Source organism: Streptomyces sp. SirexAA-E, from assembly GCF_000177195.2.
Lineage (GTDB): Bacteria > Actinomycetota > Actinomycetes > Streptomycetales > Streptomycetaceae > Streptomyces > Streptomyces flavovirens.
The window spans coordinates 5,408,875-5,431,958 of the sequence record NC_015953.1; the positions used below are offsets into that span (position 1 = coordinate 5,408,875).

At 73.2% G+C, this 23,084-nt stretch carries 18 protein-coding genes; 10 read left to right on the forward strand and 8 right to left on the reverse strand.

The annotated features are described in order from the left end of the window. Positions 1 to 129 precede the first annotated feature (129 nt). From SACTE_RS24260 to SACTE_RS24285, 6 genes are all read left to right on the forward strand, one after another. Entirely contained in the window at positions 130 to 426 is a 297-nt protein-coding gene (locus SACTE_RS24260) for a DUF503 domain-containing protein (RefSeq protein WP_014048658.1), read from the forward strand. Between the two features lie 26 nt (positions 427 to 452). After that, positions 453 to 905, forward strand: a complete 453-nt coding sequence (gene rbfA / locus SACTE_RS24265; RefSeq protein WP_014048659.1) for a 30S ribosome-binding factor RbfA — start codon at positions 453 to 455, stop codon at positions 903 to 905. Then, a complete protein-coding gene (truB, locus tag SACTE_RS24270) occupies positions 902 to 1,807 on the forward strand; it encodes a tRNA pseudouridine(55) synthase TruB (RefSeq protein WP_014048660.1) in 906 nt (301 codons plus the stop codon). The genes rbfA and truB overlap by 4 nt, the downstream gene beginning before the upstream one ends. Positions 1,808 to 2,126: 319 nt before the next feature. Continuing rightward, positions 2,127 to 5,813 (forward strand): serine protease, encoded by a 3,687-nt coding sequence (locus SACTE_RS24275; protein ID WP_014048661.1) that lies wholly within the window; start codon positions 2,127 to 2,129, stop codon positions 5,811 to 5,813. Between the two features lie 43 nt (positions 5,814 to 5,856). Continuing rightward, positions 5,857 to 6,810: a bifunctional riboflavin kinase/FAD synthetase gene (locus SACTE_RS24280; RefSeq protein ID WP_014048662.1), complete on the forward strand. Its 954-nt coding sequence runs from the start codon at positions 5,857 to 5,859 to the stop codon at positions 6,808 to 6,810. Between the two features lie 52 nt (positions 6,811 to 6,862). Continuing rightward, on the forward strand, positions 6,863 to 7,672 hold the full coding sequence (locus SACTE_RS24285; RefSeq protein WP_014048663.1) for a thioesterase family protein: 810 nt from the start codon (positions 6,863 to 6,865) through the stop codon (positions 7,670 to 7,672). 12 nt (positions 7,673 to 7,684) lie between these two features. On the opposite strand, the gene SACTE_RS24290 is transcribed toward SACTE_RS24285, so the two are convergent. The 8 genes from SACTE_RS24290 to eccE all read right to left on the reverse strand — a co-directional run bounded on the left by SACTE_RS24290 (position 7,685) and on the right by eccE (position 18,995). Beyond that, a complete protein-coding gene (locus tag SACTE_RS24290; RefSeq protein WP_014048664.1) occupies positions 7,685 to 8,689 on the reverse strand; it encodes an ABC transporter ATP-binding protein in 1,005 nt (334 codons plus the stop codon). Continuing rightward, entirely contained in the window at positions 8,686 to 9,747 is a 1,062-nt protein-coding gene (locus SACTE_RS24295; protein ID WP_014048665.1) for an ABC transporter ATP-binding protein, read from the reverse strand. Before SACTE_RS24295 ends, SACTE_RS24290 begins: the two co-directional genes overlap by 4 nt. Next, positions 9,744 to 10,664 carry an ABC transporter permease gene (locus SACTE_RS24300; protein WP_014048666.1) on the reverse strand — a complete coding sequence of 307 codons (921 nt, stop codon included), beginning with the start codon at positions 10,662 to 10,664 and terminating at the stop codon, positions 9,744 to 9,746. The genes SACTE_RS24295 and SACTE_RS24300 overlap by 4 nt, the downstream gene beginning before the upstream one ends. Next, positions 10,661 to 11,752, reverse strand: coding sequence for an ABC transporter permease (locus SACTE_RS24305; RefSeq protein WP_014048667.1), 1,092 nt, complete (start codon positions 11,750 to 11,752; stop codon positions 10,661 to 10,663). The genes SACTE_RS24300 and SACTE_RS24305 overlap by 4 nt, the downstream gene beginning before the upstream one ends. 3 nt (positions 11,753 to 11,755) lie before the next feature. After that, on the reverse strand, positions 11,756 to 13,633 hold the full coding sequence (locus SACTE_RS24310) for an ABC transporter substrate-binding protein (RefSeq protein ID WP_014048668.1): 1,878 nt from the start codon (positions 13,631 to 13,633) through the stop codon (positions 11,756 to 11,758). A gap of 197 nt (positions 13,634 to 13,830) precedes the next feature. After that, positions 13,831 to 16,614 (reverse strand): SCO5717 family growth-regulating ATPase, encoded by a 2,784-nt coding sequence (locus tag SACTE_RS24315; RefSeq protein WP_014048669.1) that lies wholly within the window; start codon positions 16,612 to 16,614, stop codon positions 13,831 to 13,833. 318 nt (positions 16,615 to 16,932) lie between these two features. Continuing rightward, positions 16,933 to 17,655 carry a hypothetical protein gene (locus tag SACTE_RS24320; RefSeq protein ID WP_014048670.1) on the reverse strand — a complete coding sequence of 241 codons (723 nt, stop codon included), beginning with the start codon at positions 17,653 to 17,655 and terminating at the stop codon, positions 16,933 to 16,935. Beyond that, positions 17,655 to 18,995, reverse strand: coding sequence for a type VII secretion protein EccE (gene eccE / locus SACTE_RS24325; RefSeq protein WP_106708074.1), 1,341 nt, complete (start codon positions 18,993 to 18,995; stop codon positions 17,655 to 17,657). Before eccE ends, SACTE_RS24320 begins: the two co-directional genes overlap by 1 nt. A 227-nt stretch (positions 18,996 to 19,222) precedes the next feature. Between eccE and eccB the strand changes: the two genes are divergently transcribed. From eccB to SACTE_RS24345, 4 genes are all read left to right on the forward strand, one after another. Then, positions 19,223 to 20,773: a type VII secretion protein EccB gene (gene eccB / locus SACTE_RS24330; protein ID WP_014048672.1), complete on the forward strand. Its 1,551-nt coding sequence runs from the start codon at positions 19,223 to 19,225 to the stop codon at positions 20,771 to 20,773. A 52-nt stretch (positions 20,774 to 20,825) separates the two neighbouring features. After that, complete coding sequence (gene mycP / locus SACTE_RS24335) at positions 20,826 to 22,064, forward strand: type VII secretion-associated serine protease mycosin (protein WP_014048673.1); 1,239 nt, start codon at positions 20,826 to 20,828, stop codon at positions 22,062 to 22,064. 226 nt (positions 22,065 to 22,290) lie between these two features. Continuing rightward, entirely contained in the window at positions 22,291 to 22,641 is a 351-nt protein-coding gene (locus SACTE_RS24340) for a hypothetical protein (RefSeq protein ID WP_014048674.1), read from the forward strand. Positions 22,642 to 22,700: 59 nt separating this feature from the next. Continuing rightward, the gene (locus SACTE_RS24345; RefSeq protein WP_014048675.1) at positions 22,701 to 23,009 is read left to right on the forward strand and encodes a WXG100 family type VII secretion target; all 309 of its coding nucleotides are present in this window, start codon (positions 22,701 to 22,703) and stop codon (positions 23,007 to 23,009) included. Positions 23,010 to 23,084: the final 75 nt, after the last annotated feature.

The window sequence follows — 23,084 nt, forward strand, 5'->3', positions numbered from 1 at the left end:
TCCACAGTCGGGGCCGGTCGACGGGTCGTATTTCCGTCGATCGGCCCCGGCCGTTCCGTGTACGGTTCTGGTGTCCCTGCCAAGCGATGGCGGGGCGCGAACCCGAACCGGCGGGACATCCGGGCATACATGTATGTGGGGACTCTGTCCTTCGACCTGCTCCTCGGCGACGTACGGTCGCTGAAGGAGAAGCGTTCCGTCGTCCGCCCGATCGTCGCCGAGCTCCACCGCAGGTTCGCGGTGAGCGTCGCGGAGACGGGCGGCCACGACCTCTACCGCAGGGCCGAGATCGGCCTTGCCGTGGTCTCCGGGGACACCGGACACCTCACAGACGTACTCGACCGGTGCGAACGCATGATCGCGAGCCGGCCGGAAGTGGAGCTGCTGTCCGTACGGCGGCGGCTGCACAGCGACGAAGACGATTGAGCAGAGCCTCAGAAGGAGACGGACCAGTGGCCGACAACGCGCGGGCGAAGAAGCTGGCGGACCTCATCCAGGTGGTGGTCGCCGAAAAACTGCAGCGCGGTATCAAGGACCCGCGTCTGGGCACGCACGTGACCATCACGGACACCCGCGTCACCGGCGACCTGCGGGAGGCCACGGTCTTCTACACGGTCTACGGCGACGACGAGGAGCGGGCCAGCGCGGCCGCGGGCCTGGAGAGCGCCAAGGGCATCCTGCGCTCGGCGGTCGGCGCCGCGGCGGGGACGAAGTTCACCCCGACGCTGGCCTTCGTGGCCGACGCCCTGCCGGACAACGCCAAGGCGATCGAGGACCTGCTCGACCGGGCCCGCGCCTCGGACGCCAAGGTCCGCGAGGCGTCCTCCGGCGCCACGTACGCCGGTGACGCGGACCCGTACCGCAAGCCGGAGGACGAGAACGACGAGGACTCGCCTTCCGCATGACGCAGAACAAGCAGGACAAGACGCCGGACGGGCTTGTCGTCGTCGACAAGCCGGCCGGTTTCACCTCGCACGACGTCGTGGCCAAGATGCGCGGCATCGCCCGTACCCGGCGGGTCGGCCACGCCGGCACGCTGGACCCGATGGCGACCGGCGTCCTCGTGCTCGGCGTCGAACGGGCGACCAAGCTGCTCGGCCACCTCGCCCTGACCGAGAAGGAGTACCTCGGTACGATCCGGCTCGGCCAGGACACCGTCACCGACGACGCGGAGGGCGAGATCACCTCGTCCACCGACGCCTCCGGCGTGACGCGGGAGGCCGTCGACGCGGGGATCGCCGCCCTGACCGGGGCGATCATGCAGGTGCCGTCCAAGGTCAGCGCCATCAAGATCGACGGCAAGCGGTCGTACGCACGGGTGCGCGGCGGCGAGGAGTTCGAGATCCCGGCCCGCCCGGTGACGGTCTCCTCCTTCCGCGTCTACGACGTCCGCGAGGCGGTCGCCGAGGACGGCACCCCCGTCCTCGACCTCGTCGTCTCGGTCGTCTGCTCCTCGGGTACGTACATCCGCGCCCTGGCCCGCGACCTGGGCGCCGGACTCGGGGTCGGCGGACACCTGACCGCGCTGCGGCGCACCCGGGTCGGGCCGTACGGGATCGACGCGGCCCGCACCCTGGACCAGCACCAGGAGGAGCTGACCGTCATGCCGGTGGCCGAGGCCGCGGCGTCGGCGTTCCCCCGCTGGGACGTGGACGAGAAGCGGGCCAGGCTGCTGCTCAACGGTGTACGCGTGGACATGCCGGCCTACCCGCCGGGACCGGTCGGTGTCTTCGGACCCGACGGGGCGTTCCTGGTGCTCGTCGAGGAGCAGAAGGGCAAGGCCAAGAGCCTCGCCGTCTTCGCCTGAGAGCCTGTCGGGCGGTCTCCGGCCGGAGAGAGCGCGCGTGCCGGGGCGTGGCCGTCCGATCGCAGGCCACCGCCCGGCACGCTCCGAGCGTGGCGGGCGCCCGGGGGCCGTCGTCCGGGCCGTGGGGGGTCTTCTCCCGTGGAGCGGGCAGTCCCCCCGGTGCCCGCTCCACGATTCCCCGCCCCGCGGTCATTCCTGTTCAGGAGGACCCGGGTATTCACTCCGACGGGCGGGCGCTCGGAGTGATCGAGGGGGGCGCGGGGGGCGCTTTCCCCCGTGTGCGCCCCGTGTCGATCATCCGGGTCCTACCGTCGGACCCATGGGCAGCGGGGACCGGTCGACACTGGTGAGTATCTGCGATCAGGCCGGCCGGCCGCGGGGGACCGGATTCGTCGCGGACGACCGCGGGACGGTCGTCACCAGCCATCAGGTCGTGGCCTCGGCCGTACCGCTCGTCCTGCACGCCCCGGACGGGCGGACCCGTGCCCTGGACCCGGACGACGTCACCGAACTGCCCGCCCTGGGCCTCGCCCTGCTGCGCACCGGCGGACCCGACGCGCTGGGCGTGGAACCGTCGCCCGTCGCCGTACGCGAGCGGATCGGGACCGGCACCTATGTGCGCATCGCCGCCCACGGCTGGCGGGAGGCCCGGGTGCTGGGGACGACCCCCGCGACCTACGAGGAGGGCGGGCGCGGCCACGCCGTGGGCGAAGCCCTGGAGCTGGCGCTCGGCACGGACGGGCGGGACGCCCTGCGGTCGGGCGGGGCGGCCGTCGGGGGCCCGGTGACCGATCCGCGTACCGGGGCCGTGCTCGGCGTCCTCTCCACCGCCCTGCGGGCCGGACACGAGGCCGCCGGGCTCGCCGTGCCGCTCGGCACCCACGGCCCCGGGCCGGACGACGCGGGCCCGCTGGGCGAACTGCTGCGGCGCAACGCGAACGTCGTCCCCGGATACGGGCGCGACCTGAACCTCGCGGGCGCCCTCCAGCTGACCGCGACCACGCTCGGCCACCGGCCGGACGGCCCCGAGCCGGTGGAACGGCCCGACGTGGCGGCCGAGTTCACCGCCTTCGCACACGCGACCGCGCCCGTGCTGGGACTCGTCGGCCTCCCCGGGACGGGCCGCACCACCGAACTGGCCGCCCTGGCCGTCCGGCGGGCAGGCGGCGCCGTCCCCGCCCTCACCCTCTGGCTGCGCGGCGCCGACCTGCTGGCCGAGGACACCTCGGTCGCCGACGCGCTGACCCGCGCGCTCGGCCGCTCCGGGCGGATCGTCAGCGCGGCGGCCGGCCGGGCCGGGACCGCGGCGGCCACCGCCGAGCGGGTCGCCACCCTCGCCGCCGCGTCGGGCGAGCCCCTGCTGGTGGTCGTGGACGGCCCCGAGGAGATGCCACCGCTGCTCGCCCACCGGCTCGCCGAGTGGACCCGGGCCACGGTGGACTGGCTGCGGGCCCAAGGCGTGCGGATGGCCGTCGCCTGCCGCCCGGAGCACTGGGAGAGGGCCGGGGCGCTGTACCCCGCCGACGCCCTGCACCGCCCGGAGCGGCCCGCCCCGGGGCTGCCACCCGCCGTCCGGCTGGGCGACCTGACTCCGGAGCAGGCCCGGTGCGCCAAGGAGCGGTACGGCATCCCGCCGGACGCGATCGCCCAGGGCCACGACCGCCACCCGCTGACCCTGCGGCTGCTCGCCGGGGTGCGGGAGGCGCTTCCCCCGGACGTCCCGGGCAGGCCCGGCACCGAGGAGGTCTTCGCGGCCCATCTGGACCTCGCCTGCCTCCGGATCGCCGTCCGTATCGGGGCGGAGGCCGAAACCAGGATCCGGGGCACCGCCGTGCGCCGGCTGGCGGCGCAGGTCGCGGGCCAGGTCCACGAGGCGGCCCGGCGGTGCCTGGGACCGGGACAGGGGGAGCTGGACCGGGCGGCCTTCGAGGAGCTGTTCCCGTGGCGTACGGGATGGGCGTCGGCGGTCCTCACCGAAGGGCTGCTGGCCCCGGCGGGCGCGGGTTACCGCTTCGCCCACGAGGAGCTGGGCGACTGGGTGCAGGGCGCGCACCTGGACCTGGACGCCGCACTGCACGCGCTGGTCCACCGCTGGCACGCGGAGGGGGAGGCCGTACCGGACGCGCCCGGCGCGGAGGAGACCCCCGAGCGGTCGGAGCCCCGCAGCCTGCCCGTCCCGCGCCACCGCATCGGCCCGGTGATCCAGGCGATGCTCCTGCTGGAACGACGGCGGGGGAGCGCGGCGCTCGCGTACCGGATGGCCGACCTGATCGAGGCGACGGACCGGCTCGCGGCCGGCGAGGGGGACGACGGCCGTCACCCCGCCCGGCGGGCCGACGCCGTGTGGTGGGCGGCCCGGCTGCTCCGGGAGAGTCTGCTGCGGGTCCCGGACGCGCGGCCGTACGCCGGGGTGCTGCGGGTCCTCACGGGGCGGATCACCCGGTGGCCCCGGAGCGGCGACGGCCCGGCGCACGGCGGGCCCTACGCCGCGTTCGAACCGTGGTTCTGGCGGCGGCTGACGCTTCCGGAGAGCGTCCGGATCGACCTCCTGCGCCGCCTCGTGCCCGCCGACGGCGCCCCACGGGGCGAGACCGGCCGGAGTCCGGACGGGAAAGCGGTCGCGGGGGGCGAGGACGCGGCGCACGGCGACAGGGCTGTGCGGGACGGCGGAGCGGCCGGCTCCGGCGACGGGGATCCGCACGGCGGCGAGCGCTATCTGGACGCCGTGGACCGCCGCCTCGCCGCCCATCCGCGCACCGTGCAGGTCCTGCTCTGCCGGTGGTTCACCGACGAGACCCCGTTGTACGCCGAGGAGGGCGTGCCGATGCGGGCCACCGTGGCCGCCGCCGCGCAGGCACTGCTGTACGCACGCCGCGACCTCGCCGTCGACGACCTGACCGAAGCCCTCGTGGAGTCCACCCACCCGCGCGCCGCCGAGCTGCTGGCGACCCTCGCCGAGGACGAGCCGGCCGCCCTCTGCCGGGCCGTCGACCGCTGGGCGCACGACGGGCGGCGGCCCGGACGGCGGGCGGCCGCCGCCGCGTACGCCCCGCTCCTCGCCCAGCAGGGCACGCTCACGGACGAGGACCGCACCCTGCTGCGCGAGGCCGCCTCCGCTCTGCTCGCCCGCCCCGGCGACCCCGCCCTGCACGCCCCCGCGCTGACGGCCCTCGTCCGCGACCCGCACACCGGGCGCCGCCATCTCGCGCGGGCCCTGCGGCTGTTCGCCGCCGGAGACCCCGGGCTGCCCGTGGCCCTGCTGACCGAGGTGTTCCCCGAACATCCCGAGCCGGTGCTCGCGGCCCTGGGCGCACGGCTGTCGCTGCCCGGGGACGCGGCCGCCGACGTCCTGCGGGAACTGGCCCGGATGGACACCCCGGCCCTGGCCCTGCACGCCCCCGCCCTCGTACGGCGGTACATCGACAGCCATCCCGAGGACGGCGTCCAGGCCGCCGCCTATGTGGAGCTCCGCCTCGAACACAGCCCCGCCGCCCGTGCGCTGCTGCTGCCCCTGGTGACCGGGCTGCTGCGCGAGAGGCCCGCCCCTCCGCCGGTGCGGGCCGCGCTGGCCCGGGTCCTGGCCGCCGGGGGAAGTCCCGCGTCGAGGCCGCTGCGGGCCGAGCTGCTGGAGGTGCTGCTGGAATTCGAGCAGGGCACCGGCGGTGACCCGGAGGTACTCGAAGCGCTGCTGCGGGCCGCGGCGGCGGACTCCGGCAGCCGCCCCGAGCCCCGGACCCGCGCCCTGGTGCACCGCACCGGGATGCTGCTCGTCCGGACGACCGAGGGCGCGGCGCGCTTCGACCGCACGCTGGTCGAGCTCGCCCGCGACGAGCCCCGGTTCGCCGGGCTGGTGCTGGCGTGGCTGGCCGACGCACCCCAGGAGTGGGCCGCCGTGGTCGGCCCCGGGGCCCGGCGGACCGTGGAGGCACTGGGCGGATCACGGCCCGCGATGACGGTGCCGATGCAAGCCGCGGGACGTGAGCATGGCAGTCTTAGACCTGCGTAAGGGACATACACACGTACACGGGTTCGGACAAGGAGCGGTCACGGTGCAGTGCTGGCGCGGCTTGGAGGACATCCCCGAGGACTGGGGACGCAGCGTCGTCACCATCGGCTCCTACGACGGGGTCCACCGCGGCCATCAGCTGATCATCGGCCGTGCGGTGGAGCGGGCGCGTGAGCTCGGGGTCCCGGCCGTCGTCGTCACCTTCGAGCCGCACCCCAGCGAGGTCGTGCGCCCCGGCACCCACCCGCCGCTGCTCGCCCCGCACCGCCGGCGCGCGGAGCTGATGGCGGACCTGGGTGTCGACGCGGTGCTGATCCTGCCGTTCACCACCGACTTCTCGAAGCTGGCGCCCGCCGACTTCGTCGTCAAGGTGCTCGTCGACAAACTGCACGCCCAGCTGGTCATCGAGGGCCCGAACTTCCGCTTCGGGTACCGCGCGGCGGGCGATGTCACGCTGCTGGCCGAGCTCGGCGCCACGTACGACTACCAGGTCGAGGTCATCGACCTCTTCGTGAGCGGCGAGGCGGGCGGCGGCGAGCCGTTCTCCTCCACCCTCACCCGGCGGCTGATCGCCGACGGCGACGTCGAGGGGGCCGCGGAGATCCTCGGCCGCCCGCACCGGGTCGAAGGCACCGTGGTGCGCGGCGCGCAGCGCGGCCGGGCGCTCGGCTTCCCCACGGCGAACGTGGAGACCCTCCCGCACAGCGCGATCCCCGCGGACGGCGTCTACGCCGGCTGGCTGACGGTCGAGGGCGAGGCCATGCCCGCCGCGATCTCCGTCGGCACGAACCCGCAGTTCGACGGTACCGAGCGGACCGTCGAGGCCTACGCCATCGACCGGGTCGGCCTCGACCTGTACGGGCTGCACGTGGCCGTGGACTTCCTCGCCTACGTACGCGGCATGCTCAAGTTCGACTCGGTCGACGACCTGCTGGTGGCGATGGCCGCCGACGTGAAGCGGTCCAGCGAGCTGATCGAGGCGTACGCGCGCGCCTGAGGCGTTTCCGGCCGGGACGGCTCCCGGTGTCCCGCAGGAGGAGAAGAATTCCGTGACCGCTCCGACCCCTTCGGCCGACAGCTACTACCAGCGCACGGGTGAGGGCCGGTACAAGCCCACGGCCCACGCGCAGGGCGCCTGGAGCGCCGACGAACAGCACTTCAGCCCGCTGGCCGGGCTCGTCGCCCACGCGATCGACCGGTTTCTCGCGGCGGGGCCCGACACCGGCCTGACGGTGGCCCGGATCAGCTACGACATCCTCGGACGTATCGCGCTGGACGAGTGCGAGATCACGGTGGAGACCGTCCGGCCCGGCCGCACGGTCGAACTCCTGGAAGCCGTCGTCGTCATAGGGGACCGCCCGGTGGTCCGGGCCCGCGCCTGGCTTCTCGCGGCTCTGGACACCGCCGCGATCGCCGGGACCCCCGACGAGCCGCTCGCCCTGCCGGAGACCTTTCCCCGGTGGGCGATGACCGATGTGTGGGGCGGCGGCTTCATCGCCTCGCTCGACGTCCGACGGCCGGCCTCACCCGCCGTCGGCCGTGCCACCGCCTGGATCACCACCGGGCTGGACCTCGTCGCGGGCGAACCGAGCGGCCCGGTGGCGTCCTACATCGCCCTCGTGGACACCGCCAACGGCATCACGGTGCGGCAGCGGCCCACGGAGTGGATGTATCCCAACATGGACCTGACCATCCATCTCCACCGCAGCCCCGAGGGCCCCTGGACCGGTCTGGACACCTCGGTCGCCTTCGGCCCTGCCGGGCACGGGCTCACCAGCACGGTGCTCCACGACGCCGTCGGTCCGGTGGGCCGGGCCGAGCAGATCCTCACCGTCCGCCCGCAGCCCGGCCCCCGGTAACCCGGCCCCGGTTCACGGGGTGGCGGCCACCGGGGCCGCCGCCGCCCAGTGACACGCCACCTGCGTCCGGTCGCCGCCCTCCAGGACCGGCAGGTCCTGCGTCCGGCACGCCTCCGCGACGCCCGCGCGCTCCGCCTCGCCCGAGGCCAGGACGTGGCAGCGGGCGTGGAAGCGGCAGCCGGACGGGACGTTCGACGGGTCCGGCGGCTCGCCCGTCAGGATCACCGGATCGCCCTGCGCCTCCGGCAGCACCGACAGCAGGGCCTGTGTGTACGGGTGCCGGGGCGCCGTCAGGATCTGCTCCACGGCGCCCGTCTCGACGATCCGGCCCAGATACATCACCGCGACCCGGTCCGCGATGTTCCAGGCCAGCCCCAGATCGTGCGTGACCACCAGCGCCGACAGCCCCAGCTCGTCGCGGAGCCGCAGCAGCAGGGCCAGGATCTCGCCGCGTACGGACGCGTCCAGCGAGGCCACCGGCTCGTCCGCGACGATCAGCTCCGGCTCCAGCACGAGCGCCCCCGCGATCACCACACGCTGCCGCTGCCCACCGGACAGCTCGTGCGGATACCGCAGGAAGAATCGTTCCGGCGGACGCAGCCCCGCCCGTGCCAGCGCGTCGGAGACGGCCGTGTGCTCGTCGCCCGCGTATCCGTGGATGCGCAGTCCCTCGGCCACCGCGTCGTACACCGTGTGGCGCGGGTTCAGGGAGCCGCTGGGGTCCTGGAGGACCAGCTGCACGCGCTTGCGGTACGCCTTCAGCGCCCGGCCGGAGTAGTCCAGCGGCTCGCCGCCGAAGGTGACCCGGCCGGAGGTCGGCGGCACCAGGCCCAGCAGCGACCGGGCCAGCGTCGTCTTGCCGCAGCCCGACTCGCCGACCAGGGCCACGATCTCGCCCGGGCCGATGTCCAGGTCGACCCCGTCGACGGCACGCGCCGTCGACGCCCCGCGGCGGCCGGGGAAGGCGATCTTCAGTGCCTCGGCGCTGAGCAGCGGGGCAGGGGGAGTGGTGGTCATGACGAGCTCCTCGCCGTCTCGGTGCCGTCCTGGAGGCCCGGCGTCCCGGGGCGGCCCGGCTCCACGAGCACACAGGCCGCCCGGCGGCCCTCCCCGGCGTCCCGCAGCTCCTGGTCCTCGGTGGCGCAGGACTCCAGCGCCACCGGACAGCGCGGGTGGAACGTACAGCCGGACGGCAGCGCCGCCGGATCCGGCGGGTCGCCCGGCAGTCCGCGCGGGGCGTGCCGGGAGGAGAGGTCGCCGATGGTGGGAAAGGCGGCCGACAGGGCGTTTCCGTACGGGTGCCGGGCGTTCTCGTACACCTGCTTCGCCGGGCCCTCCTCGACGACCCGGCCCGCGTACATCACCGCCAGCCGGTCGCAGGTGTCGGAGAGCACCGCCAGGTCGTGGCTGATCATGATCAGGCCGAGGTCCTGGTCGGCGACGAGCTGCTCGATCAGCCGCAGGATCTGCGCCTGGATCATCACGTCCAGGGCGGTCGTCGGCTCGTCGGCGACGATCAGCCGGGGGTCGCAGGCCAGCGCCATGGCGATCATCACGCGCTGGCGCTGACCGCCGGAGAGCTCGTGCGGGTAGGCGTCGGCGCGCGCCGACGGGAGGCCCACCTGTTCCAGCAGTTCGCCCGCGCGCTTCCGGGCGGCGGCCGCGGTGGCCTTGCGGTGCAGCAGAATCGGTTCGGCGATCTGGTCCCCGATGCGGTGCACCGCGTTCAGCGAGTGCATCGCGCCCTGGAAGACGATCGAGGCACCCGCCCAGCGCACGGCCCGCAGCCGCCCCCACTTCATGGTGAGGACGTCCTCGCCGTCGAGCAGGATCTCACCGCTCAGCGTCGCGGACGGCGGCAGCAGCCGCAGCAGCGCGAGCGCCAGCGTCGACTTCCCGCAGCCCGACTCGCCGGCGATGCCCAGTTTCCGGCCCGCCTCGACCCGCAGGTCGACCCCGCGCACGGCGGGCACGGCCGAGGGCCCCGAACCGTAGGTGACCCGCAGGTCCCTGACGTCGAGCAGCGGCTGACCGGACGCGGGCCTCGGTGCGGTCTCTTGCTTCACAGCGGTCAACGGGAAACCCCCAGCTTGGGGTTGAGCACGGACTCGACGGTGCGGCCGCACAGCGTGAACGCGAGGGCGACGACCGCGATGGCGAGTCCGGGCGGAGCGAGGTACCACCAGTTGCCGGAGCTGACGGCCCCGGCCTCCCGGGCGTCCTGGAGCAGCCCGCCCCAGGAGACGATCGTGGGATCGCCGAGCCCGAGGAAGGCGAGCGTCGCCTCGGTGAGGATGGCGGTGGAGATCACCAGCGTCGTCTGGGCGAGCACCAGCGGCATCACATTGGGCAGGACATGGCGGGACATGACGTGGCGGTGTCCTCCGCCGAGCGCCCTGGAGCGTTCGATGTACGGGCGGGCCTCCACGGACAGGGTCTGCGCCCGTACCAGCCGGGCGGTCGTCGGCCAGGTCGTCACGCCGATCGCCAGGATCGTCGTCCAGACGGACCGCGAGAGCACGGTGGCCAGCGCGATGGCCAGCACCAGCGTCGGCATCACCAGGAACCAGTCGGTGATCCGCATGACGACGTTGCCGTACCAGCCCTTGAAGTGGCCCGCGGTGATGCCCACCAGGGTGCCGATGGCCACGGAGAGGAACGCGGCGAGCAGGCCGACGGTCAGCGAGACCCGCGTCCCCCAGACCAGCAGGGCCAGCAGACTGCGGCCGAACTGGTCGGTGCCCAGCGGGAAGGCCGCGCTCGGTGACTCCAGCGCGCTGCCGGGCGCGGCGGTGACGCTCTGCGCGTCGGCGCCCACCAGCCAGGGCGCGGCCAGGGCGCACACCGCGATCAGTGCGAGGACGACGAGCCCGGCGAGCCCGGCCCGGTGGCCGCGGTACTGGCGCCAGAAGCGGGCGGCGGCCTGACGCCGCCGGGTCCGGGCGAGGCTGCGCGGTCCGGGGCCCGGTACCGCGTCGGTCGTGGTCGTCATCGGCCCACCCGGGGATCGAGGAGCGGATAGATCACATCGGCGAGCGTGTTCATCAGGATCACCGCTGCGGCGAAGACGAAGAACAGGGCCTGCACCAGCGGCAGGTCCGGCACGCTGAGCGCCTGGTAGAAGAGGCCGCCGAGGCCCGGCCAGGAGAACACCGTCTCCACCAGGATGGCGCCGGCCACCGTGTTGCCGAGGTTCACGAAGAGCAGGGTGACGGTCGGCAGCATCGCGTTCGGGACGGCGTGGCGGCGGCGTACGAGGTCGTCGCGCAGCCCCTTCGCCCGAGCGGTCGTCAGATAGTCGCTGCCCATCTCGTCGAGCAGCGAGGAACGCATCACCAGCAGGGTGCGGGCGTACTCGACGGCGACGAGCGTGACGACCGGCAGGACCAGGTGGTGGGCCACGTCCAGGACGTGGTCGAGGCCGCTGCCGGGGCCCGACTCCATACCGCCGGTCGGGAAGAGCCCGGGGATCGGGCCGATGCCCACCGACAGGGTGATGATCAGGAGCAGACCCAGCCAGAACGACGGCACCGAGTACAGCGTCAGGGCGAACGCCGTGTGGAAGCGGTCACCCGCAGAACCGTTACGCCACGCGGACCGCGACCCCAGCCAGATACCGATCACCGTGTAGATGACGAAGGCGGTACCGGTGAGCAGCAGCGTGGCGGGCAGCGCCTCGGCGATCTTGTCCACGACGGGGGCGTGGAACTGGTACGACGTACCGAAGTCGCCGGTCAGGGCCTTGCCGCAGTACTCGGTGAACTGCTGCCACAGCGGCAGGTCCAGCCCGAATTCGCGGCGCATCGCGGCGATCTGCTCGGCCGACACCTGGCGGCCGCCGGTCATCTGCTTGACCGGGTCGCCGGGGATCAGCCGGAAGAGGAAGAAGCTGGTGACGAGCACGGCGAACAGCGAGACGGCCGCACCGGCCAGCTTGCCCGCCGTGTAGCGGAGGTACGCGGTCGTGCCGCGGGCGCGTGGCCCGCGGGCCGACGGCACGACCGGAGCCGTGCCGTCGGCCCGCGCGGTGCCCGCGCCCGCCGCGCCCGCGAGGACCGCGGGAGTGCTTTCAGAGCTCATGGACTATTCACGGTCTTCCGCGGTGGAACGGCGACGCATGGCGAACAGCAGCCCGCCACCGGCGAGGACGACTACGGCGACTCCGACCCCGACGAGGACCCCGGTGGAGCTGCCGCCACCACCGGACGAACCGCCCGAGGCGCCGGTCGCCGGGGCAGCGGACCACCAGCTCCAGTAACCGTCCTGGCCGTAGATGTTTCCCGCGTCGGAGGGCATCGTCGTGATCGACGCGATCTGGTCGGTGCGGTAGGCCTCGACGGCATTCGGGTACGCCATGACATTCATGTACCCCAGGTCGTACAGCCGCGACTCCATCCTCTTGACCAGGTCAGCCCGTTTGGCGGGGTCGTATTCGGCGAGCTGCTTCGCGTACAGCTCGTCGTACCGCTTGTCGCAGATGAAGTTGTCGGTCGCCGCCGTCTCCTTCGCCTTCGCCGGGAGCGCGGCGCAGGTGTGGATCGACATCACGAAGTCCGGGTCCGGGTTGACGGACCAGCCGTCGAAGGCGAGGTCGTACTCACCGGCGAACCAGGGGTCGGAGACGTTGTCCATGCAGTCGACCTTCAGGCCGATGCCCAGGTCGCCCCACCACTCCTGGAGGTACTTGCCGATCGCCTTGTCGTTCGGGTCGGTGGCGTGGCACAGGATGCGGAAGTCGAGCGGCTTGCCGTCCTTGCCGGTCCGTTTGCCCGCGCCGTTCTTCCTGTAGCCGGCCTCGTCCAGCAGGGCACCGGCCTTCGCCGGGTCGTAGGCGAACTTCTGTTCGGCTGACGGTTTCCAGAAGTACGAGTCGAAGCGGGGCGGGATGTACCCCTCGCCCTCCACCGCGTGGCCCTGGAAGACCTTGTCGACGACGGCTTCCCGGTCGACCGCCATGAAGAGCGCCTGACGGACCTTCTGGTCCCGGAGCGCCGGATCCCCGTCGCCGAACTTCTTGCCGTCCTTGGTCCGCGCGCCCGGGTTGACGGCCAGTGCGTAGAAGCGCCGGCCGGGGGCGTCGTTCACCTTGATGTTGTCGGCGCCCTGCAGCGAGGCGGCCTGGGCCGGGGTCAGGCTCGGGCTGCCGGCGACGAAGGAGACCTCACCCTTGCGCAGTGCGGCGACGGCGGCGTCCTGGTCCTTGTAGTACCGGAAGACGATCTCGTCGAACTTGGGCGCGCCGCGCCAGAAGTCCTTGTTGGCCTTCAGCTTCACATAGCTGTCGACCTTGTAGTCCGTCAGGATGAACGGCCCGTTCCCCACGATCGGGAAGTCTTTGTCGTTGTTGAACTTCGAGAAGTCGGAGACCTTCTCCCAGACGTGCTCGGGCACGATGGGCACGTCCAGCGCCGTCATGGTGGCCTGAGGCTGCTTCAGCTCGATGACCAGCTTGTCCGGGGCGGGGGCCGTGACCTTCCTGAAGTTGCCGACGAAGCTGCCGTTCGACGTGGCGGCGCCCTCGTCCGTCATCATCGTGTTGAACGTCCAGGCCGCGTCCTCGGCGGTGGCCCGCTGCCCGTCCGACCACTTCGAGTCGGAGCGGATGGTGTACGTCCAGGTCAGCTTGTCCGGCGACGACTCCCACTTCGTGGCGAGGCCGGGGACCGTGTGGTTGTCCTTGGCGTCGTAGTTGGTCAGGAAGTCGTACATCAGCCGGGAGATGCTCGTGGAGACCAGCCGCTGGGCGAGGAACGGGCTCAGGGAGTCGACGCTCTGCGCGACCGCGACCGTCAGCGTCGACGTGCCCGAGTCGGCCGCCCGCGCCTCCTGAGCGGCGGGACCGACCGGGCTCCCGGGGACGACGGATCCGGCGGCCAGGGCCAGCGCGGCGGCGCCGGAGGCGAGCAGGAGGCGCAGGCGGCCGCGCGGACGGACGGGGCGTGGAGGGGAACTTGTGACCATGGGACGTGGACCTCGCGTCATGACTCGCACGGTGAAGGCGGGCAGATCTCTGGTTCGCCAGCTGGTGAAGCGAAGGTTTATCAGCGGGTCCGTGCTGCGTCAACGGTCGGCCAAACCGCGTGTGGTCTGCGGGAATGCCATGAGGGCCCGCACCGTGGGAACGGTGCGGGCCCTCATTGGTTCAGACCTCTAATGCCTTACTGGCCAGGCGCCGAAGGCGGCTGCGGCGGGTACTGCTGCCAGCCGGCCGGCGGTACCGGGCCGGGCTGCGGTGCCTGCCCTTCGGCCTGCGCCGGACCGGGCGGATTCGCGCCCGGCTGCGGAGGCGGGGGCGCCTGCTGCCAGCCGTTCTGCTGGGCCCCCGGTCCGCCGTAGGGCGGGTAGGGCTGCTGCGGGGGCTGGGCCCCGTAGGGCGGCTGGGGATACTGCTGGGGCGGGTAGGGCTGCTGCTGCCCGGGGTAGGGCTGCCCCGGGTACGGCTGCTGTGCGGGCTGCTGCGGGGCGTACGGCTGCCGGCCCGGCGCCTGCTGAGGGGGCGTCTGCTGACCCGGCATGGGCGGGGCGAACTGCGGCGGCGGGTTGCTGCCGTCCGACGTCCACAGCCCCTGCTGCTGCTGGGCGCGCTGGAAGTCCTCGGCGACGAGCGCGGAGAGGTTGAAGTACGCCTCGCGGGTCTTGGGCCGCATCATGTCGAGGTCGACCTCGGCACCGGCCGACAGGTGCTCGTCGAACGGCACCACGACCACGCCGCGGCAGCGGGTCTCGAAGTGCTGCACGATGTCCTCGACCTTGATCATCTTCCCGGTCTCGCGGACCCCGGAGATCACCGTGAGGGAACGCTGCACCAGGTCCGCGTAGCCATGCGCCGACAGCCAGTCCAGCGTGGTGGACGCGCTGGAGGCGCCGTCGACGGACGGCGTCGAGATGATGATCAGCTGGTCGGCGAGGTCGAGCACCCCGCGCATCGCGCTGTAGAGCAGGCCGGTGCCCGAGTCGGTGAGGATGATCGGGTACTGCTTGCCGAGGACCTCGATCGCCCGGCGGTAGTCCTCGTCGTTGAAGGTCGTGGAGACGGCCGGGTCCACGTCGTTGGCGATGATCTCCAGACCGGAGGGCGCCTGCGAGGTGAAGCGGCGGATGTCCATGTACGAGTTCAGGTACGGGATCGCCTGGACCAGGTCGCGGATGGTCGCGCCGGTCTCCCGGCGCACCCGGCGGCCGAGCGTCCCGGCGTCGGGGTTGGCGTCGATGGCGAGGATCTTGTCCTGCCGCTCGGTGGCCAGGGTCGAACCGAGCGCGGTCGTGGTGGTCGTCTTGCCGACACCGCCCTTGAGGCTGATCACCGCGATCCGGTAGCAGGACAGCACCGGTGTGCGGATCAGTTCCAGCTTGCGCTGCCGCTCGATCTCCTCCTTCTTGCCACCCAGCTTGAAGCGGGACGCGCCGGAGGGGTTGCGGCTGCTCTTCGCCTTCTGCTTGCCCCGGACCAGCCGGTCGGAGGACAGCTCGACGGCGGCCGTGTAGCCGAGCGGGGCGCCCGGCACGGAACGCTCGCGCTGGTCGTGCGTCACCGGGGTGGGCCAGGCCGCCCCGGTACGGGGGTCGACCGGCGGGGACTGGGGTCCGGGCGGTGGGGGCCGGTAGGCGTCCGGCTGCTGACCGGGGTGCTGCGGCCCCGGTACGGACGGGTGCGGAGCGCTCTGGGCCCCCTGGCCCTGGTGCGGGATCTGCGGGGGGAGCGGCGCGCTCTGCGGCGGCTGGGGAGCCTGCGGCTGCGGAGCGGCCTGCGGCGGGAAGCCGTAGCCGTCCTGCGGCCCGGCGGGGGCGGCCGGCGGCGGCTGCGGGGCACCCTGGGCGGGGTACGGCTGCTGCGGCGGCTGCTGGGGGAACCCGTAACCACCCTGCGGGGCATACGGGTTCGGCGGGGCCGGCGGCTGGGGCGTGGCGGCGGGGCCGAGCGCGGGGGCCTGCGGGAAGCCGTAACCGCCGGGGGCGTCGGCGCCAGGGGCGGGCGGCTGGGCCGCCACGGGCGCGGTCCCCGGCCACTGCGGGGCCGGCTGCGGGGCGCCGGGCTGCGGCGCGGCGGGCTGGAAGGCGGGCGGCAGCGGCGGAAGGGAACCCTGCGCGGGGGGTGCGGGCGACCACGGGACCGGCGCGTTCGGCGGCGGGGCGTCCTGAGGCGCGTCGACGGAGGGGCGGGCGTCCCGCGGCTCCTGTTCCGGCGTGGCGTCGGCTTCCGCCGTACCGGACTCCGCGAGGGCGGGCCCCTCGGGTTCCGCCGCCGGGGCGTCGGTGCTCGCCGCCGTGTCGTCGGCGTCCTCGGCGTCCGTGGTCTCCCCGCCGTCCGCGGCTCCTTCGGGCGCCGACGCGTCCGACGCGGCCGGTGCGTCGGCGTCTGCCTCGCCGGTGCCGGTTTCGGGACCGGACTCCGGGGCGGTGGGTTCCTGCGGAGCGGAGCCCGGAGCCCCGGCGGCGGACGCCGCCTCGCGCTCGGCGATCTCCCGCTTCAGGGCGGCGGGTGAGAACCGCATCGTCGCGCCGCTCTCCACGTCGCCGCCGCCGAACGGCCCGGCAGGGCTCTGCTCCGCGTCCGCTCCGTCCGGACCGCCCGCCGCCGCGGCAGGGGTGACCGGTCCGGGTGAGGCGGGGGGCGTGGCCGGGGTGGCGGCCGTGGGCGGCACCGCGGGCGGTTCGGGGGTGGACGGTTCGGACGCCTCCGGGGCGCTCGGCGACCAGCCGGGCTGGAAGCCACCGCCGGCCGGAAGACCGGGCACGGCCAACGGCGGGCCCTGCGGCGGCGGAGGCGGAGCGAGAGGAGACCCGGCCCCGCCCGACGAATCCCCCGACGCGTTCTGCGTGTACCAGGCCGGCGGGGTGTAATCGATGGTGAACTCACCCGTCATCTCGGCGGGCTCCGCGTCGGACGACTCGTCGACGGGCGTGTTCCATCCCCCGCGGATCTCGTCCCGATCGCCGTTCACTTTGCCTCCTGGTGTGGTCGAGCACCCTTGTGCCGTGGTGGGTGGGGGCGACCGTTCCCGTTGTCCGATCCGCCCGGCTCTCCCCCTTGCGACGCGCAGTGCCTGTCCGCAGGTTCCTCTGCCGCGCCCCACACACCCTAATCGCCAGGGGCGGTGCTGAGGCAGGGCATACCCCAGGGGAAGAACTGTCCAGGAGGTCACGTACCACCCACAAGTGGGCCCGCCGCCCGGGCCTCGGCGGGCCGAAGCGGTCGAAACCGCGTGTCCGGCGCCGTATTACCGGGCAAATCCGGCAACGCGCGCCGTCCGCCCGGCCGCTCAGTCCATCCGGCGGGCGCCGCCCAACAATCCGGTCTCGGCGTCGGTCGCCTGCGTCATCACGAACTGCCGGTCCCGGTCCGTACACCACAAGGTGACCCCGTCGGCGAGCGTGGACAGCGCCTGCGTCTCGGCGGCCTGGAGGTTGAGGATCTGCCCGATCCGCGCGGCCTCGTCCGGGGACACCCGCTGGATGCCCACCAGCGCCGACTTCTCCATCAGCCGGGGGGCCACCGGGCTCAGATACGGCAGCAGGGTGACGACGGACTGCCAGGGACCCGCCACGACCCGCCCGCGCGGGGGCCGCATTCCGCAGTCGCGCACCACGACCACGGGGGACCCGGCCGACGCGCCCTGCGGCGGTACCCGTCCCACCTCGTGCAGCGAGATGCACGGCTGACCGCCGCCCGCCGCCTGGGCGAGGCCCGTCCACGCCTGCGCGCGGCCGGTCTCCACGGCGATCCGCGCCCCGGTCGCCGCGGAACGCAGCGCCAGCACCTGCGCGGTCCACAGACCACCGATCAGCGTCACCTCGTACGGAGTGGGCCGGTTGATGCCCAGCACCGCCGGACGCCCCTCGGCGTCCACCCCGATGACCGTACCGTCGTCGCCCACCGGCAGCCCCAGCGAACCCAGTTCGTCGAAGGAGACGGTGTGGCGCCCACGGCGCGGGCCGATCAGGCCGAAGCCGAGCCGGGACCGGGGGTTCGTCGTGGCGGACATCAGCGGGTACCCCCGAGCGGCAGTGTGGCGAGCACCCCGGGCAGCTGTTCGCGGTCCAGCCGCACCAGCGACGCCTTGACACCGCGCGCCGTGCGCTCGAGTTCGTGGCGGGCGGCGAGCAGCTCCTCGTCGCTGCGCCCGGTGATGCGGATGTGCCCGGTGACCGAGACCGCCGAACGGTCGCCGTGCCCCAGGGTCAGACTGAACGTCGTGGCGAGCGCCGGGATGGAGGTGAGCAGCGCCACCAGCTGCGGCATCGACGCGCCCCCGCCGCCCAGGTGCGGCCACCGGCTCACCCAGTAGCTGGTGTGCCACCGGTCGTCGCAGCGCCAGGTGCGCGAGGTCTCCTCGGTGCGGCGGCCCGGTGTCTCGGACCTGCTCGCCTGCGCCATCGCCAGCGGGCTGACACAGGCCGAGGTCGCGATCGCCGAGGTGAGCTCCTGCTCGGTCAGCACCGTCGCGCGGAACCCGGCGCCGGTCAGCCGGCTGGCCAGCTGGTCCGCCGCCCGTACCGCGCACTTCTGCGCGCCCACGATCCCGCCGCCGCGCGCCGCCACCGCCTCGGGGCAGAGCTCCGGGTTCAGCTTCAGCGCGATCCAGGTGATCCGCAGCGCCGGAGACCCCGTCCGGGCCTGCAACGGCGCGTAGTTGCGCGCGGCCACCGACTGCTGCGGAAGATGCGGCGCGGGAGCGGGCTGCGTGTGCTGGACGACCTGCGCCGACTCCAGCCGGATCCCGTCGACCTCCAGAGCGTCCCGGACGAGCGTCAGCGGCAGCGGCCGCGCCGAGCGGTCCGGCCGCAGCGCGGTGGCGTCCGACTCGACCTGGACGACCGCGGAGAGGTACGTGCCGTCGCCGATCATGCCGACCGGGCGGCGGTCCCGGTCGCTGAACGCGTAGGTGCGCAGGGCCGGTTCGCACTCCACGGCCGGGGCCAGGCCCGGCTCGATACCGGCGGGCAGCACCAGGGACGCGGCCCGGCGGCCTCGGGCGCGCAGCGCCAGTACGGTGCTCAGCCACTCCGGGAGCGACCGGCGGTGCCTGCGGACCACGGCGAGCAGCACCAGGACCGCGGCGACGACACCGGCGGGCACCAGCAGCAGCGGCTCGACCACCCACGCGGTCAGCAGCAGCGCGACGGCGATTTCGACGAGTACGAGCTGTTGCAATCGGAACGAACCGGTCTGTCCGGCACGTCCGTCCAGCCGGGGCGCGGCCGTGCCGCCGGGGCCGGGACGGGCCGTGCGCGAGCCGCGACGGGAGCCTCCCCGGCTGCCGGTTGCCGGGCCTCCGGACGGCTGTGCGTTCCTGGCCGGACGTGTCCGCGTCGCGGAAGCCATCATTCCGGCATTCCCCCGTTCATAAGGCCCCAACTCAACCCGACCGCCCCGCTCCAGCCGGGGCTTCGGCGGCTGGATCACCCTACCCGCCCCACCGGCGCGCGCGGTCAGCAGGCATAGTAGGGGGCCGGGTCCGGCGCCAGGGTCCGGCACCCCGGCCAGGCACCGAGGACGGGGAGGCGTACGCTCCTGGGCCGCGCGGGGAGACACGGGAGACAGACACACTCATGGCATCACGGCGGGACGAGCTCAACGCGTACACCTTTGCGAAGAAGCGCACGGTGGCCGCATTCCTCCAACCCTCGTCCACGGGTACCGAGGAGGGCGCCCCGCGCCCGTTGCGCGCCGTCGTCCCCAGCCTGATCGTCGGCGCGCTGATCCTCGCCGGCTTCGGTGCCTGGGGGATGTTCAAGCCGTCCGCTCCCACCGACTGGTCCAAGCCCGGCGCCAAGGTGATCGTCGGCAAGAAGTCCACCACCCGTTACGTCGTGCTCAGCACCGGCAAGGGCAAGGACAAGAAGACCCTCCTGCACCCCGTGCTCAACCTCGCCTCCGCCCGGCTGCTGCTGAACCCGCAGGAGTTCGACGTGGTCCAGGTCGGCGACGACATCCTGGACGCGGGCAAGCCGCCGCGCGGGCCGATCCTCGGCATCCCGTACGCCCCCGACCGGCTCCCCGAGGAGAAGGACGCGGGCACCGCCAAGCGCTGGGCGGTCTGCGAACAGCCCGGCGGCAAGGGCAACACGGTGCAGAAGGCCGCCTTCGTCTTCGCCGCACGGGACGACAAGCTGACGGAGGGCAAGGGCCGGCTCGCCGACGGCCAGGTGCTGTACGTCCAGGGCCAGGACCAGGTCCGCTACCTCGTCGACGCGGCCGGCACCAAGTACCGCATCGACGAGAGCGCGGCCGACGACGGGCACCTGACCAACGCCCTCGTCGGCAGCCGGCAGCCGCAGGCCGTCACCGACGACTGGCTGGCCACCCTGCACGACGGCAGCCCGCTGGTCTTCCCCCGGATCCCCGGCACCGTCGGCGCGCCCGCCCACGTCGAGGGCCAGCTCGACGCCGACGAGAACAAGGTCGGGATGGTCCTGCGGACCAGGACGGGTGAGGGCACGGCCTTCTACGTCGTGCTGGAGGGCAAGGTCCAGCCGGTCTCCGAGTTCACCGCCTGGCTGCTGATCAACTCGCCGCAGACCGCGCGGCTCGACCTGGCCAGCGAGGCACGCTCCGTCGGCCTCCAGGACTTCGTGCCCGACCCGGAGACCTTCGCGGGCCAGGCCGCCCACTGGCCCGCCCACAAGGCCGTACAGGTCAACTCGACCGGAGGCGGGGGCAGCCGGGACACCGTGTGCAGCGTGCTGCGCAAGGTCGACGACAAGGGCCGTACGACGCTCAGCACCTGGGCGGGCACCGCCTACCCGGCCACCGTCACCGCCGGCGGCACCAGCACGTATGTCACGCCCGGCAGCGGCCTGCTCTACACCCAGGTCCGGGGCAAGCAGACGAAGCCCGACGGGTCGCTCTTCCTGGTGACGGACACCGGACTGCGGTACGCGGTCCAGGCGAACGGCGACAGCGACGCCGAGCGCTCCGACATCGGCGCCGGGGACGCCGACCGGCAGGCCCAGGACGGCAGGCCCGAGGCCAGCCAGGCGCAGAGCCGCCTCGGCTACGAGAAGGTCACCCCCTCGCTCGTGCCGATCGCCTGGTCGGAGTTCCTGTCCAAGGGACCCAGGCTGGACACCAACAGCGCACGCCAGCCCCAGACCTCGTAACGGCGCGGACACCGGAGACGAGACGAACGCGGGACCCGGGGGAGAGGAACAGATGTTGTACCGGAAGACGGCCGCGCTGACGGCGGCCACCGCCGCCCTGGCCGCCCTGGCCGCCCTGGCCGCGCCGCACGCCGCGTACGCCACCGAAGGGCCGGGCCGTACGGCACAGGCGGGCCTCGACGGCAGCGGGGAGTGCACCTTCCCGATGAAGGAGCAGTTCGCGGGGCGCCCGTGGCCGCTCCAGCGCGTCCTGCTCGACGAACTCTGGCAGGACACCAAGGGCAAGGGCGTCCGGGTCGCGGTCATCGACACCGGCGTGGACAACACCAACCCCCAGCTCAAGGACGCCGTCGACACCTCCGCCGGACGCAACCTCCTCAAGGGCGGCAAGAGCGACGGCACCGGCGACGAGGTCGGCCACGGCACCAAGGTCGCCGGCATCATCGCCGCCCGTCCCCGGAAGGGCACCGGGTTCGTCGGACTGGCCCCCGAGGCCACGATCATCCCCATCCGGCAGAACGACGAGAAGAACAGCGGCAAGGACACCACCATGGCCACCGCGATCGACCACGCGATCGCCAAGGGGGCCAAGGTCATCAACATCTCCCAGGACACCACCAAGCCGCTCACCGAGGACTCCGACCTGGGCAAGGCGGTGGCCAGGGCGCTGGCGAAGGACATCGTCGTCGTCGCCTCCGCGGGCAACGACGGCATGGACGGCAAGCTCAAGGAGACCTACCCGGCCGCCTTCCCCGGCGTGCTCGCCGTCGCCTCATCCGACCGCAACAACGAACGGGCCGCCTTCTCCCAGGCCGGCGAGTTCGTCGGGGTCGCGGCACCCGGCGTCGACATCGTCTCCACCGTGCCGGGCAACGGCCAGTGCACCGACAACGGCACGAGCTTCTCCGCGCCGTACGTCGCCGGGGTCGCGGCCCTCCTGGTGGCCAAGTACCCCGGGTGGAAGGCCAACGAGGTCGTCGCCCGGATCGAGCAGACCGCCGAACGCTCCGTCAACGGCCATGACGCGTTCGTCGGCTGGGGTGTCGTCGACCCCGTACGGGCGCTGGCCGGCGACAAGGACGACGTCCCGCTGGAAGCCGCCCGTCCGGACCCCGCCCCGCCCAAGGCGCCGGCACCCGAGCCGGCCCTCATGGCGATGTCGGAGACCTCCCAGGAGCGCAGCGAGCGTTACGCCACCTACGCCGTGGCCCTGGCGGCCGTCCTGGTGTGCGTCGTCGCCGGCACCGCGACGGTCGTCCGGGATGTCCGGCGACGGCGCGGCCCGCGATGAATGTGCCATGCAGTGAAGTGCATCTCTTGGTCCGAAGCCCGGTTGGGCGGAGCTGATGATGTGACTAGGGTGGTAGCCGACTTCACGTGTGTGACGGGGGAACGAGAAGTGGCCGAGTCCGGTTCCGGCGTGCGCGAGCACGGCCGGACGCTTCTGGGAACCCGTGCACGACCAACCTGTCCGCGACCTGCGGGCGGGCCCGGGAACTGAGAGATAGGACCTCCGGATGAGCGACACCGGTTCGGGTTTCGGACTTGCCGACGATCCGATCGTCCAGGCGAAGAACAAGATCATCCAGACCGCCGAGGCGGTCTCCAAGCAGTCGCGTGAGCTGGCCGACATCCTCGCCACCGCGAGCGCGGGCTGGACGGGCGTCGGCGCGTCGGGCTTCACGAAGGCACAGATCGCGCTCAACGAGGACCACGACGAGATCCGCCGGAAGCTGCGGATCCTGCTCGAGGGTGTCAGCCAGACCAAGAACCTCAGCAACGCCAACGACGACGACGTCCGCGCCGCCTTCGCCAGCATCCAGCCGATGGCCTCCGGCAGCAACACCTCAGGGCTCAACAACCTCTGAGTCGCGCCGTAGCACCCCTCACGCACACCGCAGCACGCCCGACACCCAGGAGCAGACAGATGTCCGGAGACCCGAGTAACACCAAGGTCAGGTACGAGTCGGTCCAGGAGATGGCGAACCGCCTCCGTGCGGTCTCGCGCCAGATCTGCGCGGACCTCGACGAGATGGACAGCGCCATCAAGGTCGTCACCGACACCTGGGACGGTGTCGCCCACGCCGGGTACGTCGGTCTCCAGAAGGAGTACCACAACCGGGCCGACCACATGAAGCTGCAGCTCGACGGCATCGCGAAGATCATCGAGAACGGCAAGGACAGCTACCGCGCCACGGACATCAAGGCCTCGGGCCTGTTCACCGAGGCGTTCTGATCCGCGCACGCACACGGAAGAGGGGCACGCCCACCGGGCCGTGCCCCTCTTCCGTGTGATCGGGCCCCCACGGGC

Coding starts and splice junctions, on each gene's coding strand:
- eccB (WP_014048672.1), top strand. CDS start 19,223: ATGGCATCACGGCGGGACGAGCTCAACGCGTACACCTTTGCGAAGAAG.
- eccE (WP_106708074.1), bottom strand. CDS start 18,995: ATGGCTTCCGCGACGCGGACACGTCCGGCCAGGAACGCACAGCCGTCC.
- SACTE_RS24260 (WP_014048658.1), top strand. CDS start 130: ATGTATGTGGGGACTCTGTCCTTCGACCTGCTCCTCGGCGACGTACGG.
- SACTE_RS24275 (WP_014048661.1), top strand. CDS start 2,127: ATGGGCAGCGGGGACCGGTCGACACTGGTGAGTATCTGCGATCAGGCC.
- truB (WP_014048660.1), top strand. CDS start 902: ATGACGCAGAACAAGCAGGACAAGACGCCGGACGGGCTTGTCGTCGTC.
- SACTE_RS24300 (WP_014048666.1), bottom strand. CDS start 10,664: ATGACGACCACGACCGACGCGGTACCGGGCCCCGGACCGCGCAGCCTC.
- mycP (WP_014048673.1), top strand. CDS start 20,826: ATGTTGTACCGGAAGACGGCCGCGCTGACGGCGGCCACCGCCGCCCTG.
- SACTE_RS24310 (WP_014048668.1), bottom strand. CDS start 13,633: ATGGTCACAAGTTCCCCTCCACGCCCCGTCCGTCCGCGCGGCCGCCTG.
- SACTE_RS24305 (WP_014048667.1), bottom strand. CDS start 11,752: ATGAGCTCTGAAAGCACTCCCGCGGTCCTCGCGGGCGCGGCGGGCGCG.
- SACTE_RS24340 (WP_014048674.1), top strand. CDS start 22,291: ATGAGCGACACCGGTTCGGGTTTCGGACTTGCCGACGATCCGATCGTC.
- SACTE_RS24345 (WP_014048675.1), top strand. CDS start 22,701: ATGTCCGGAGACCCGAGTAACACCAAGGTCAGGTACGAGTCGGTCCAG.
- SACTE_RS24320 (WP_014048670.1), bottom strand. CDS start 17,655: ATGTCCGCCACGACGAACCCCCGGTCCCGGCTCGGCTTCGGCCTGATC.
- SACTE_RS24290 (WP_014048664.1), bottom strand. CDS start 8,689: ATGACCACCACTCCCCCTGCCCCGCTGCTCAGCGCCGAGGCACTGAAG.